General features: G+C 46.3%; 10 protein-coding genes. All 10 read right to left on the bottom strand.

Annotation, left to right across the window (positions count from 1 at the left end):
* Positions 1–186 precede the first annotated feature (186 nt).
* Entirely contained in the window at positions 187–1,905 is a 1,719-nt protein-coding gene (locus K0I62_RS07680) for a sodium:solute symporter family protein (protein ID WP_220070880.1), read from the bottom strand.
* A 12-nt stretch (positions 1,906–1,917) separates the two neighbouring features.
* Positions 1,918–2,184, bottom strand: a complete 267-nt coding sequence (locus K0I62_RS07675; protein WP_220070879.1) for a DUF4212 domain-containing protein — start codon at positions 2,182–2,184, stop codon at positions 1,918–1,920.
* Positions 2,185–2,910: 726 nt separating this feature from the next.
* On the bottom strand, positions 2,911–3,378 hold the full coding sequence (locus K0I62_RS07670; protein WP_220070878.1) for a hypothetical protein: 468 nt from the start codon (positions 3,376–3,378) through the stop codon (positions 2,911–2,913).
* 313 nt (positions 3,379–3,691) lie between these two features.
* Positions 3,692–3,913 (bottom strand): hypothetical protein, encoded by a 222-nt coding sequence (locus K0I62_RS07665; RefSeq protein ID WP_220070877.1) that lies wholly within the window; start codon positions 3,911–3,913, stop codon positions 3,692–3,694.
* Positions 3,910–5,766, bottom strand: a complete 1,857-nt coding sequence (locus K0I62_RS07660; RefSeq protein ID WP_258405111.1) for a hypothetical protein — start codon at positions 5,764–5,766, stop codon at positions 3,910–3,912. The genes K0I62_RS07665 and K0I62_RS07660 overlap by 4 nt, the downstream gene beginning before the upstream one ends.
* The gene (locus K0I62_RS07655) at positions 5,763–6,062 is read right to left on the bottom strand and encodes a hypothetical protein (RefSeq protein WP_220070876.1); all 300 of its coding nucleotides are present in this window, start codon (positions 6,060–6,062) and stop codon (positions 5,763–5,765) included. Before K0I62_RS07655 ends, K0I62_RS07660 begins: the two co-directional genes overlap by 4 nt.
* Positions 6,055–7,002 (bottom strand): hypothetical protein, encoded by a 948-nt coding sequence (locus K0I62_RS07650; protein WP_220070875.1) that lies wholly within the window; start codon positions 7,000–7,002, stop codon positions 6,055–6,057. Before K0I62_RS07650 ends, K0I62_RS07655 begins: the two co-directional genes overlap by 8 nt.
* An 11-nt stretch (positions 7,003–7,013) precedes the next feature.
* Positions 7,014–9,521, bottom strand: a complete 2,508-nt coding sequence (locus K0I62_RS07645) for a hypothetical protein (protein WP_220070874.1) — start codon at positions 9,519–9,521, stop codon at positions 7,014–7,016.
* 25 nt (positions 9,522–9,546) lie between these two features.
* A complete protein-coding gene (locus tag K0I62_RS07640) occupies positions 9,547–9,912 on the bottom strand; it encodes a hypothetical protein (RefSeq protein WP_220070873.1) in 366 nt (121 codons plus the stop codon).
* Positions 9,909–13,601 (bottom strand): tape measure protein, encoded by a 3,693-nt coding sequence (locus K0I62_RS07635; RefSeq protein WP_220070872.1) that lies wholly within the window; start codon positions 13,599–13,601, stop codon positions 9,909–9,911. The genes K0I62_RS07640 and K0I62_RS07635 overlap by 4 nt, the downstream gene beginning before the upstream one ends.
* Positions 13,602–13,649 lie beyond the last annotated feature (48 nt).

Raw genomic sequence — 13,649 nt, 5'->3', positions numbered from 1 at the left:
TAAAAAAGCCACCTGCTATGGCAAACGCCGTAAATATCCCTATAGGCTTCTGTCTCGATAACTTTCATTCGCTTTATTTCAGGCAAAGCTCAAATTGATGATAACCACCTACTGAAGTAGCTAATTTAGGGCTGAAAACAAAAAGGAGCGCAAGCGCTCCTTTTTCACTGAACATAGAGATAGTGCCTAGTGATCGTGAGCTTCACCCGATCCCTTAGGGAAACGGATAGACTCAACCATATCAACCACATTTTGTGGTACTGCTGTTGTCACTTTGCTCACAGCAAATGCCACCCCAAAGTTAATGAACATTCCCAGCATACCAATCCCTTCTGGTGAAATACCAAGGAACCAATTAGCAGGATTGTTATCCGCTGGATTAACAAACTTGAAGTAAATAATATAGGCCGCAGTAAAGGCTAGACCGGTTACCATACCCGCAATCGCGCCCTCTTTATTCATGGTTCTTGAGAAGATCCCCATGATAATCGCAGGGAACAGTGAACACGCCGCTAAACCAAAAGCAATCGCGACCACCGCTGCCACAAACCCTGGAGGGTGAATACCAAAGTAACCAGCCATCACAATACCTAATGCCGCTGCGATACGGGCATACATCAGCTCCTTCTTGTCAGAGATATCCGGCATAAAGTTTTTCTTCAGTAGATCGTGTGATACCGACGTCGAGATCACCAACAGCAGACCTGCCGAGGTTGACAGCGCCGCCGCTAAACCACCTGCTGCAACTAATGCAATAACCCAAGCTGGAAGATTAGCAATTTCAGGAGTCGCAAGTACCATGATATCGCGGTCAATCTTCATCTCATTGGTATCGCCTTTAGCATAGTAAATCTTGCCATCGGCGTTCTTATCATCCCACTTAATTAGCCCCGTCTTTTCCCAGTTTTTAATCCAATCAGGCGCCGTTTCATAAGCAACACCAGTAGAATCTGGACCATTAATGGTTTCAATCATGTTTACACGAGAGAACGCCGCCAATGCAGGAACAGTGGTATACATGATAGCGATAAATACTAATGCCCAGCCTGCAGAGATACGTGCATCTTTCACCTTAGGCACAGTGAAGAAACGTACGATAACGTGTGGAAGACCAGCGGTACCAAACATCAATGCGCCAGTAATAAAGAACACATCAATCATGCTCTTAGAGCCTTCGGTATACTGGGAAAAGCCAAGCTCAGCCGAAAGTCCGTCGAGTTTATCCAATAGATAGACTCCTGTACCATTACCTGCTGCATCGACCAATTCAGCACCAAAGCCAAGCTGAGGTAAAATATGACCCGTCATCATCACAGAGATAAAGATAGCTGGCACCATGAAAGCGAAAATCAATACGCAGTATTGCGCCACCTGAGTGTAAGTGATCCCTTTCATGCCACCGAGAACGGCATAGAAGAACACCACCGCCATACCGATATACACACCAGTTTCGACATCCACCTCTAAGAAACGCGAGAACACCACGCCCACACCACGCATCTGACCTGCAATATAGGTAAAGCAGATAAAGATGGCGCAGATAACCGCAACGGTTCGCGCCGCTTGTGAGTAGTAACGGTCGCCGATAAAGTCAGGCACAGTAAATTTACCAAACTTACGTAAGTAAGGCGCCATACATAGGGCTAACAACACGTAACCACCGGTCCAACCCATAAGATAAACCGAACCATCGTATCCCACGAACGAGACAATACCCGCCAATGAGATAAATGATGCCGCAGACATCCAGTCAGCTGCAGTGGCCATACCGTTCATAACAGGGTGTACACCACCGCCCGCAACATAAAACTCTTTTGTTGAACCAGCACGAGACCAAATGGCGATACCGATATACAACGCAAAGGTAAAGCCAACAATAAGATAGGTTAAAGTTTGCACATCCATACTCGTTACTCCTTAATCTTCTTGAACGTTATATTTTTTATCTAACGCATTAGCTTTCGCCACGTAGACAAATATAAGTGCAACGAATACGTACATTGCCCCTTGTTGAGCAAACCAGAAGCCCAACTTGAAGCCCATAAAATGGATTTCATTGAGTACATCAACCAGTAAAATGCCACAGCCAAATGATACTGAGGCCCAAATTGCTAGCAGTCCAAGTACTAAACGTAAATTCTCACGCCAGTAACCCTCTGCCTTTTCGTTATTTTCAAAAGCCATTGCGACTCCCCTGTGCTGATTATTATTAAGTCACCGATTAATCTAGCAAGCAGGGGCATAACAACAATCACGACCTTAGTCTAACGCCAACGTAAACTATTCACACGCATCAGAATTAACAATTTAAAAACAAGTAGATACAGATTTACGCTCGCGTAAACCACTAGAGATATCAGGCGCTTAGATTAGACTAAGGTCGAGGTGGAATGCGAACGAAATGTACGTAAAACTGTAGCGCGCCGCATAATTTGGCAAACGGGTTCGCTTGGTTTGGCAATTGATGAGTTAGTGGAATAGTCGGTTGGTTTGGCAAAAGTCGGTTCGATTACTTTGGCAAATAGAACTATAAGCAACCTCCGTAAACTACTTTTAAACTTTATAGCAGCCCCAAATGAGAAAGGATGAAGGCCCTCAATGGGCCTTCTCTATAGCTACCAATTGCAAATTAAAAGCTCTTTCCGATCCCTCCCCTTGTGATTACCTCCAACCGTGTAATTGTAGCGCGTCGCTTAGTTTGGGAGAAAAACTCTTTCTAAGTGTTTTTAAGTAGAGTTTTAATTGGCTTTAAATATCTATTTCACTAAATGGTAGGTCTGCTGCTTGATCTTGTAGTTGCCCATTGATGAGGTAGATCTTACTGCTTGCGACTAAATCACCTAATACTGCAGCGCTCTCTCTAGAGCGCTGTGCATGTTTTCTTATTGGGCCGTCGCCACGGCTAATAATTTACTCTATATAAGAAACTGCTATGTTGGAAATGTATACCTTATGAGAGTCTTCAAATACTCGAAAGTTTTTTACATTATCCATAATAGATGAAGCTGCCTCTTTAGCACTAGGATTTCTCATTTCAATATTGTTGGGATTAAGAAAGGATTTGATATACCTGTCAGTATAACAACCTGACTCTTCTCCAAAAGGAGGGACTACTACATCAAAAACACTAAACCCATTATCAGTATCAACCAAAAGATTTTGAGAACGATTTCCCTTAAATAATTCAAGGTTAAACGTGATGTCACGTATAGTAGAGAAAGTATTGTTTTTTACTTTAACAAAAATAGGTGATGAAATTGAGCACCTGTTTTTGTTATCACCTCTTTCTATCGTGGCAGTGACTTCAACGCCGTAAAAACATAAATAGCTAATAGCTATAGCTGAAATTACCGCGATCAAAGTTAGAACTATCTTCATGCTGCCCTCCTAATCTCAGAAAGTTGTCGCAATTCATTATGGGAAGTTTACTACTAGATACGAATCAAATGCCAAAATATTTGTATAGTCTGTTCGTACATTTAACAAACTTACTACTTAAGAATTATTAAAGTAAAGCCATTGATTTATAAGCACTATACCAGAGTAAAACAGAATAAACGAGTACGGAAATTATAAGGTTAGGATGTAACTTTGCTGCATAATCTAAAGTGGTCAGCAACAGGCATTATCGGTAAGGCAAATTCGCGCAACTTAAGCAATGTAACGCCCCGTTCTATGTTGTTGAGAATTTTTAAATCTCAATCTCTGAAAACGGCAAATCTGCGGCTTGGCCTTGTACTTGGCCATCGATGATGTAGACCTTTCCGCTTGCGACGGTATCACCCAACACCATCTGATAGCTGCCATCGGCATGCTGTACTGTTGTGGTGCCATTGGTTACTGAAATGACGGTAGCCACCGCGCGTTGCTGCTTAGGGTTCAAGTTGCCTAAGCGTTGATAGATGTTGCTCATGCCGCCACCTCATTACGCAATAGCGTCACGGTTTGGTTAACTGTCACCACACCAGTTGACTCACTGACACTGGCATTAATCGTAAAGCCGTCACATACTGACTTAAACACCTCTGTGCCCTTACGTACGCCCACTAACATACCAGGTCGCATCGGTGGCAAATCCGCCATTACTTTAGTTCTAATGCTGCTGTGAACCTTGTTACCTGCATTAGCCAATTCAACAGTGCCACGCATTCTTGCTGCTTGATTATCCGTGATCAGCTTGTCGACGATATCCGCTGCGAAGTTGTCACCAGCAGTGCCTGTGCGCTTAACTTTTACCGCTACACCTTGTTGCTCACCACGCACAAACACGGCGTTGGCATCAGGTCTAATTTCTCGTTTCTCGCTAAAATCTAAGATCACCGCATCATGTAAGATCACATCTGGTACCGCATTATCGACATCCCACGGCACGGTTGGCCACTGAGGGATCACAGTGATAGTTTTAGTTTCATTATCAATATCCAGCATGGCACCAATGGCACTAGCCATCATATTCAGCACCTCTGCAGGTGTTTTGGCAGCATAGCTAAAGGCATTGGCAGGCACATTGTAATCGGTTATCTCACTGACTAATGTCCAGCCCATATTTTCGATAATGTCACCCATCAACCCCATGAAGCTGCGGGCTTGGGTATTGACGTAATTAATCGCTTTAACATACGGCGCAGACAGCTCAGCAAATCGACCTCGACCAGATGCGCTGTAACTCAACTTCCCAAAGGCTTTGCTCTCACTTGGCACTTCACACAATAGATAAAAATCGTAACCATTGATGGTAATTTTAAGCAGCTCATTGGCTGCACGTTCTGCGTCGATACGCGATGAAAATGTCACATTGCCACTGCTGGTCCACTGTGAACGCGACTGAGAAATCGATACTGACTTGAGCACCACAGCCAAGCTATCGCTTACTCGAATACAACTGATTTGGGGCTGCATGAGATAACTCCTTCTTACCTGCGGCTCAAGGGGAATTTTAAAATCAAGGTTAGGTAATGTTGGGTTGGCATCAAATAAACCACCGCCATTGTCCCAATAACAATACTCTGGCGAGGCTTCAAAGCGCAGCGCTAACGGGCTGGGTGAGTTGGCCCACGGCTCGCTAAAGCGCATTTTAATGAGTCCAGGTTCGGGTGGGCGATAATTGGTTGAGCAAATCCAACGGGCTTGATGCGGCCCCCACGACACTAATAGTTGTGAGTCGCACACTTGACCTCGATAACTGATCGCAAACTCAATTTGATGCTCAGCACCATCGCGCCACACAATGTCAACCGATTGAGTATGAGCGGCAATATCAAGCCAGTGCAGCGCATTATCGACTCGATGACTTAGTGACGTTAGCCATTCAATATTAAGCAGCGCTTGGTGACTAAGCGGCATCGCCCAGCGTAATGAAAAATCACTCCGCACATCAGGATTAAGCGACCAAGGCGCATCATACGCCACCCCAATAGATTGCTTTGAATCCCAGCGGGAAGCTATCTCAATCGTAGGGTTAGCCGTTACCTGGTAAGTGCTATCAACCTCAACACCCAGCTTATTCGCGGCCTCAGCAAGAATGACTTGCTGCTCAATTTGCAATGGGTTAACCCATGTAATGCCACACTCGATGCCAATTGTAGTATCAACGGGTAGTGGTGGCTCAACATCACCATTGAATCGCAAGTATAGTGGTGATGTGTAATTACCCCACGGCTTATCAAACCTAATTGTTACACCTGCAAACGGCTCATTACCCGCAAAATATAGAGATAAAGGTTGGGTGTTATTACTTATTTGGTGAGTAAACCTAATGGCTATCATGTTTTAATATCTATAGCCGATCCGTCTATAATCTGTGGTTCAACACCATCCGCAAACGCAGCGTTAAACACACCATCATCATCTAATATACCCACCAACAAAGTGTTGTTGAATGTGTGGGTAAATGGAACAATCGCTTTGAATGGGTTAGCTGTAACTTTAGTATTGTAATAACACACCATTGTTTCACGATTAAGTATAACCACCCTCTCAGTGTTGGTGTCAAAATCAACCTCAATAAGAGCTTGATTCACTACAGCAGATGACACCACAGGTTCCAATATATAATTAGACATACCATTCACCGCTGCATTTTATCCACAAAAACGGGGTATAATTTCCGCGAATTACGTAATAATCATCACCGTTTATAGTCTTAATTAAAGGAAAGCTAGCGGTTCGATATCCCACAAAACCACATAAATAAAGACCAGGTGGAGAACACCTGACAAATGGTAGCGACACGGAACCACTAGTCGTCTCACCATTAGTGTTAATCAGCATGGTCTTGTTAAGAATTATAGGTAAACCAAGAACTTCCGCATCACCGCCATCATAAGTTGTTGACGTCCAATACTGTAGACCGGGAATTTCATACTGAGCCTTACCAGTACCACCATCTGTATCATAAAGTGTGCAAAGTACATAAGTGGTTGATCCGATAAATTGTGAATAACCTACACCACCATTATCGTCGAATCCACTAATTGCGCTTATTAGCGTAAACACACCTGCATCATTCGGTATATATGATTCAACGTCGCCAATAAAGAATGCATTTTGATATGTAGCATAGGTTGAATTTAGACTACCAGTTGGTTGTGATGACTCATGGATTATCCAAAAACCTATGCTAGTACCGATCACAGTCCAGCCACCAGTGTAAGTTGAGGAACTGCCCACATTAAGTCGCCTAGCACCGCCAGCTTTAATGAAGGTATTAATATCTGACATTTCAGATGCGCATTTTAAATCAATATCACCACCAAGGTTATTATTACCGTCATACGAACTAACTCTGAAATAACCACCGGAACCGTCAACAAGTGAACTCCTAAAAGCCGCCTTATAAGCCCCAACATCTTCAAACTCTAACGTCCATCCAAGTGGAAGTTTTGTACCATAACCATCGACTAAACAGGCTTTTAAAATTTCTATCCAATCTGACGGATACATCGGTAAACCTACGGGGGCGCCAACATCGGTGCTGCGATAAATTGTTACTGGTAATGGCATTGTATTTACTCCTAAGATTCGTTACCACGGAACGCGAGTGTTGCACGATCCGTTGTGATTTGACTGTGGCCGCTCTGTACTGTGCGCAGCAGCATCGCAGGTTTTGAACTTGCGTAAGTCGCAAAGCGCACCGCTTCGCCTGTGTTCCAGCCGCCACCGAATGCGCCCTGGCGAATAACAAAATATGGCGCGAGTGTCAGTGGATTGATGGGTGTGAAATCGTTTAACGTGTCGCCTGTTTCGATTTGGCCGAGGCGTTTACCCACGCAGCGGAATGCCGTTGGGCTAGTGAAAATTAATACCCAATCTTCGTTAATCGCGGTGTTGTTAATGACCTCAATCGGGAAATCGACCACGTTAAGTGAGGCTGTCGCTGGGGTACCGTCTAAATCCCAATTATCGCTCCACGAACTCATATCGCGCACGCTACCTACCCGTGCTTGTAAGTCACCTAAGTCTTGTACGCTCGATACGTTTGACCCCGCTGGATAGCTCTGGCTGAGTGGTGACGCTAAGACTAATTTGTCTTGCTGCACATCGACCACCAAGCCAAGCTCACCGATTGAATCCGTTAATAGATACGGGGCGGTAAAACCGCTGAAATCACTATTGATGGTGACAACACCTGCGGCTTTATCAACGCTGTAATTATCATCTGTTAAGGTCCATAAGCTTGCGCCTGTCGCATCGGTAATATCAACAAAACGGGCATTAGCTCTAACGTTATAGGTTTGCGCGGCTGCAGGGTTATTAACTAGCTGTGTTTGGGTATGCTGCACACTAACGTTTGTCCATGCGCTAAAGGCATTGACCACGCCACTGTTTTTAATCCGCAATGGATTGAGGCCGTAAAGCTCTGGTGGGGGGGATAATGTGACGGTTTCGGTTAAATCATACGTTAATGTCGATAACCACACTGGTGATGAAAACGACAACGATACGATATTTCCATCTACGCTGCCGGTGATCCCATTGCCCGTTATCACCCCATTGGCATCAGAGCTAGCACTGAGTAGCACATCATTGGTGGTAGCGACCTGTATATACAGTGTATCGAGTATGGGTGAGTCTGAATCTAACGGGAATACAACGCTGGTATCACCAGGAGTAACTACCTCGCCAGGCTCTGTTTTTTGCAGTAGTGAGCCAAGCACAATGCTAAAGTCACCACGAAAATCAGGCTCTTTAGTCACCACGCCCGTTACGGCATTTATGGTGCCCACACGATTGTTATTTGTCTCTAAGATTGGGATGGCCGTAACATCGGTCGGACGTGGGTAATCTTGGGTTCGAATCTCGCTGGTACCGTAACTCCCATCTGCAAATGTAATGGCACCAAATGCCTTGCCTAATACTAAGATGTGATCCGCTGGGAACGCCGCTGGGGTTTCCCATACGCCCCACTTTTGCACACTTAAATAACTGAGGCCAACGCTTTGATTACCGCTCGGTGCAGTGCCGCTAAAGGTAACGGTGACTGTGGTTCCAACAATATTAACACTCGCGTTTTGAGCATACCCGCCGTTGTATTTTACACTTTGAATACCGTTATCATCTAACCAAGTGTCTTTTAATAAATCAGGTACCTCAAAAATATACGTTGTTTGACCAGCCACCGAGGGGACATATATATTTTTATAAACCATACTGGGTAGCACCTCAGTGCTACTGCTTGCCGTATTATCATTATCTTCAACACCAGGTAAGGTATTGCCGCCACTCACCGCCGTTGTTCGCACTTTGGGCAGTAATTCAACCACTGTGTTTTCAACGCTTAATTCATTTGAATCTGAGGGGGCGGTTAACGCACTGACACCATGAAACTTAATACCATCATTCTCACTGGTATAACGCAGCTTAGTGCATCCACTTTCACCATTAATCACTACATCATAATTTGGCGTGTCATAAGGGATCTCAGGTTTAAACCGCACCGCGCCCCCTTTGCCACCAGACACGGTTTCTTGTACCTCGCAGAAATGTTCAAACCGAGGCCAATTCGCATCTTCATTGCCCTCATACTCAACTGAGATAACAATAGTTTGCCCTTGCTGCAGGGTTAAAGTCTCATAATATTCTTTGCCGTTGAATTGATAGATAGTCTGCAGATATGAACGAGGAAAGCTGTCTTGCCCTGCGAGCAAACCGATCAAGCGATTGCGAATAAGCTGCCCTGCTCGTACTGAGGATTCAAGGATCTCGACCATATCTGTCATGCGGTCGGCATCATCTAAATCACTTGACTCTGCTATTAACATACTAACCAACTCATCGGTTGGCTTTTGGCTGATAAAAATATGCCCGTTTAATAAAACCGAGGTATCAGCGGTATCGAGTGCCGGATAGCACTTAACGATATCAACAGATGATTGCGAGTGGTCGATATCAGAAATAGCGCGAAACAATTCATTAAGCTGCCCGGATTCAACAGCGTTCTTAGTGCGCTGACCGCCTGCATCAGGGCTGTCACCGAGCAGTTCGGGTTTAAAAATGGCTAAATTGTTGCGGGTAATTGTCATTTTATTCTCACTAATTAAATCAGTATTAAACGGTGATTAATTTCAAGGTGATGGTATCGATTTGCTCAGGATCACCATCGCTGTAATTGATTGCGGGCACGCCGCTAATCGGCTGGTCGCCGTAGTCCCACATCACGCTTAATACAGTGCCATTAATATCAAGGCTAAAAGCGGTTGCACCTGCTGCATTGGCGTGAGTCTCAAGGGTGTCAAATAGGCTTAAGGCTTCACCGTCGCTGTACAACACTACGCTGCGCCCCGCTTGCTTACTTGCCACTTCAACATGCTGCGAGCCATCGAGCGCAAATTCGGCATTGCTGACAAAAGCCGAATAGCCAAAGCGGTTAAGCCAAATAAATTGCGGTAGCTGTATGGTGTCTAAGGTGATCATGAGGTGGCCTTAATCTGTTCTAACTCGCTAAAGAGCAACTGCTTAAACTCGTCAAGCAAGTCGGCTTTTACCACTTGGCCAGATGGCATCACCAACTCAAGGCGCACAGTATCGATTCGGCCAGTGCTAACAGTGGTGATGGTGTTGCGCGTGCTAACCGTCTGCGTTGGTGAGCGACTCGTGCTGGTATCACGACTTGACTGAGATGGCTGGGCTTGCTCTCGCTGGCGACGCTCGGATGCCTCAGCATCAATCTGTTTTAGCTTGGTTTGATAGATCTCTTTACTCAGGCGCAGCGCTTCTTGGGCACTGCTGATCGCCGCTTTGTCCTGGGCAGTCTTGGCCGCGTCAAGCTGGGATTGCAGCTCGGCTTGTTGCTGCTCATAGCGGCGTTTCTCAATCGCAGTTTGGTTGTTGTTGAGCTGGTCTAGCTCATCTTTGAGGCTATTAACTGTGCCATTAATGTCATCACGCAGATCTAAGATACGGTTGCGTGTGGCATCGATAGCCGCTTGTAGTGGCTTAAGCTCTTCATCACCTAGTTCACGGATTTGCCGAGTGGCATAACGGCTGATTTCATTGACCCGCTCTAGGGTAATGCTTGAGCTTTCAAGTTCGCTTGTCCAATTTCGTATCGCTAAGGTTTCGCTGATAATGCGATTTTCACGAATAAACGCTTGGTTACTGGTCTCGGCAAGCAGCTGCCAAAAACCACTAAACACACTCATGTTTTGCATGATCATGGTGCGGAGTTCGTCTTGTCTTGCTTTTAGCTTCTCAGTTGAATCTGCAGAAAAGTCGAACTGTTTATTGAGGTGTTGAAAAGCCCCTGCATACAAGTTCACATATTCAGTCGCACGGCCTGTGGCTTTCTCTAGCGCTTCAAGTTCTTCTTTTTGCTCAGCGAGGGTTTTGGTGGTCTTGCCTGCTTGCTCATCTAAATCTTGCTCACCATCTTCAAGCCCACCCATAAGCCGTTGCAAGATACGCAGTACTTCGATGATACGCTCTTTCTGCTTCAGGTATTCCTCAGCGGTAAGTGCGCCATTTTTATAGGCATCATCCAAACGTAACAGCTCTTTTGATACTGCTTCATATTTGGCTTTTAATTGAATGTAGTTAGCTGACTCTAACGCTTGCACTTCAGTGAGCTGCTTAGTCTGCTCACTCAGTTGGCCTTGCAGCTGCGCCAATTCTTTTTGGGCTTTAGCCTTATCTTTACTCGATGCCGTCGAGCTATTCATCACATCACGACATTGTTTAAGCCTATTTTCTGTTTGCTGCAGTTCCTTTGACAACTTGGCTTGCTCTGGTGACAAGCTTTTAACGCTATCGCGGTAGCCATATTGCTTGGCCACCAAATTATCTAACGTCTGCGATAACCCCAAGGTTGCCGCTTCGGATTTTAGGGTTTCTGGTACGGTTTGGCCTGTTGCCTCGGCGGCTTCAAGTGCTGCCTTAGCCCAAGCATTAAAGGCATCCTTTTGTTGCTCAATAGGTTCGCGGCTGTTTTTGATTAGATTAAAAGCCGCCTCAGCTTTATCGCTGGTTTGTTGCAACGCCTCACTACTGGTGAGGCCAAGCTCTTTATAGGCTTGCTGCAGCGCACCTGCGCCTTGTGCCGTGGCATCTAAATAGACTTGTTGCTGTTCAAACTTACCACGCAGCTCTGTTAGCAACTTCACATGGGCCGCATACTCACTACCCGCGGCCTGCAATGGTGCGATGGCCGCATCGATTTGGCGGATAAAGCCCCCCATGCCGCCTTTGATACCATCAAGGGTTTTGGTCTGTTCGCTTAAGGTGAGTGTGAGTTTAAGAGCCTCATCGACCGTTAATTTAATCGGTTCAACCACCTCAATCGCAGCTTGTTTAACCTGCTCCATAGCCTTTGCGGCATTAATCCACTTACCTGCAGCATCGTCATAGATCAACTTGCCATCATCGACGGCCTGATTGAACTCGGCCATGTTGCTAAAGGCCACGCCAGTTTGCTCGCTTAAGTCTCTAAGTGAGTACTCTAACTGTTTAGCACTGCTCGCAGCTTCACGCTGTGAACGTGCTAAGGCTTCCTCGGCAATCAACAGATCTCGATAAACGCGGGCTAGCTCGACTAATTCGCTAATTAATGCCAGGTATAGTCCTGCGCGCGCAGCAGCGGCCAAAGCTGCTTTTAGTTTTCCTGCCGCTAATGTTGCAGATTCAGATGCAGCAGCGGTTCCCGTGATTGCGCCAGTATAAAGACGCATCGCGCCAATAGCGGCATTGGCTCCGGTGACCACATCACTAAAATAACTGCCGACTTTCAGCGCAAGCCAAGCCTTAGCGACAAAACCAATCTCATCTCTAAAGTGATACAACAAAGCAGCGCCATCTTGCACCGCCGAGCCAATAGTCACTATAGTGTCGCTAACTTGCTGTGCCCATTGCTTTAAACGGCCATCGGCGGCCATGGCGGCAAACTCAGCATTTAGATCGCTAATCTGCCCCTTGAGCCAATCCAGCGCACCTGACTGTGCGATATCGTTATAAAATGAGGTGAGATTATCTTTTAGGTTAGACACTTGGCCACTGAGCAAAGCCATCTGCGCAGCGGCGCTGCCTTCACTGGCGCGGCCCATCTCATCAATCAGCGCCTTCATCACATCGCGACCAAGCTTGCCTTGCTCACTGAGTTTTTGTAGCTCTTGGCTGTTCTTACCTGTGACTTTTGCCAGCATGTCCCACACGGGCACGCCGCGCTCAATGAGCTGCAAAATCTCTTCGCCTTGTAACTTCTGTTTAGCCCAGGCTTGTCCAAGGGCTAAGGTGATGCCCTCTACCTCTTGAAAACCGCCGCCCAATTTAAATGCCTGGTCGACAATGGCCTTCATGGTGCCGTTCATAGGGTCTAGGCCAAATGCCTTGGCCTTAACGAACGCTTGGTTAACTTCATTGAGCTGCAGCGGCACATCGCGAGCAAAGGTTTTTACCCAGTCGGTTGCCTGTTTACCCGACTCAAAACTACCCATCACGGCATTCATCTGCACGCCTAGACGCTCGAACTGATCGCCTGTGGCAAACACATCTTTAATCGCCTGAGCGACGCGATCAAGTCCCACATACGCCCCAGCCAGCGCGGTAACTTGGCCAACCACACCGCGCAGCGATGCCGCATTATCTCGGGCTTTGGTGTCACCGCGCTCTAGCTGCCCGGCAAACTTATCGACTTTACGGCCAGCGCCATCCAGCTCGGCCCCTAATTTACGTTGGGCGGTAGTGAGGTTGTTGTAATCAATGCCCGATTTTGACAGCGCATTTTGCAGCTTAGTATGGCTAGCCGATTGCTTGGCTAGCTCAGCCTGCATCTGCTCAAGCTCTTTTTCGGCAGTGTCAATCGAGCGTGCAAGCTGCACGAAAGGTTGGTCGGTCTCACTGGCGCGTTGCTTAAGATCTTGTAGGCCAAGCGCTGCAGCAGTGAGCGCCAGCTCTTGCTGTTCCAGCTCGTTGCGCGATTGCTTAAAGCTGTTAATCAACTCTTGCTGATTGGCAAGGCCATCGAGTTCAGTGGCCAATGCCGCCGCTTTAGGGTTAGCCACATCCGACTCTTGACCGATGCGCTTTAGCTCATCAACCAAGGCTTCAATGTGTTGCTTACCTGTGGCTTCTGCCACGATACGCAGGGCTAACTCTAAGGTTTTATCGGCCATTGCTGTTCTCGTTTATTTCTCTGGTTTAACGCTGATTTAAAGAGGGGT

Origin of the sequence: Shewanella psychrotolerans (genome assembly GCF_019457595.1) — a bacterium.
GTDB lineage: Bacteria > Pseudomonadota > Gammaproteobacteria > Enterobacterales > Shewanellaceae > Shewanella > Shewanella psychrotolerans.
Note: the sequence above shows the minus strand (reverse complement) of the source record. Positions and strands in the feature narration are given on the sequence as shown.

Excerpts from the sequence above, each read along its gene's own strand:
- K0I62_RS07670 (WP_220070878.1), bottom strand. The coding sequence starts at position 3,378 with ATGAAGATAGTTCTAACTTTGATCGCGGTAATTTCAGCTATAGCTATT.
- K0I62_RS07645 (WP_220070874.1), bottom strand. The coding sequence starts at position 9,521 with ATGACAATTACCCGCAACAATTTAGCCATTTTTAAACCCGAACTGCTC.
- K0I62_RS07665 (WP_220070877.1), bottom strand. The coding sequence starts at position 3,913 with ATGAGCAACATCTATCAACGCTTAGGCAACTTGAACCCTAAGCAGCAA.
- K0I62_RS07680 (WP_220070880.1), bottom strand. The coding sequence starts at position 1,905 with ATGGATGTGCAAACTTTAACCTATCTTATTGTTGGCTTTACCTTTGCG.
- K0I62_RS07660 (WP_258405111.1), bottom strand. The coding sequence starts at position 5,766 with ATGATAGCCATTAGGTTTACTCACCAAATAAGTAATAACACCCAACCT.
- K0I62_RS07650 (WP_220070875.1), bottom strand. The coding sequence starts at position 7,002 with ATGCCATTACCAGTAACAATTTATCGCAGCACCGATGTTGGCGCCCCC.
- K0I62_RS07675 (WP_220070879.1), bottom strand. The coding sequence starts at position 2,184 with ATGGCTTTTGAAAATAACGAAAAGGCAGAGGGTTACTGGCGTGAGAAT.
- K0I62_RS07640 (WP_220070873.1), bottom strand. The coding sequence starts at position 9,912 with ATGATCACCTTAGACACCATACAGCTACCGCAATTTATTTGGCTTAAC.
- K0I62_RS07635 (WP_220070872.1), bottom strand. The coding sequence starts at position 13,601 with ATGGCCGATAAAACCTTAGAGTTAGCCCTGCGTATCGTGGCAGAAGCC.
- K0I62_RS07655 (WP_220070876.1), bottom strand. The coding sequence starts at position 6,062 with ATGTCTAATTATATATTGGAACCTGTGGTGTCATCTGCTGTAGTGAAT.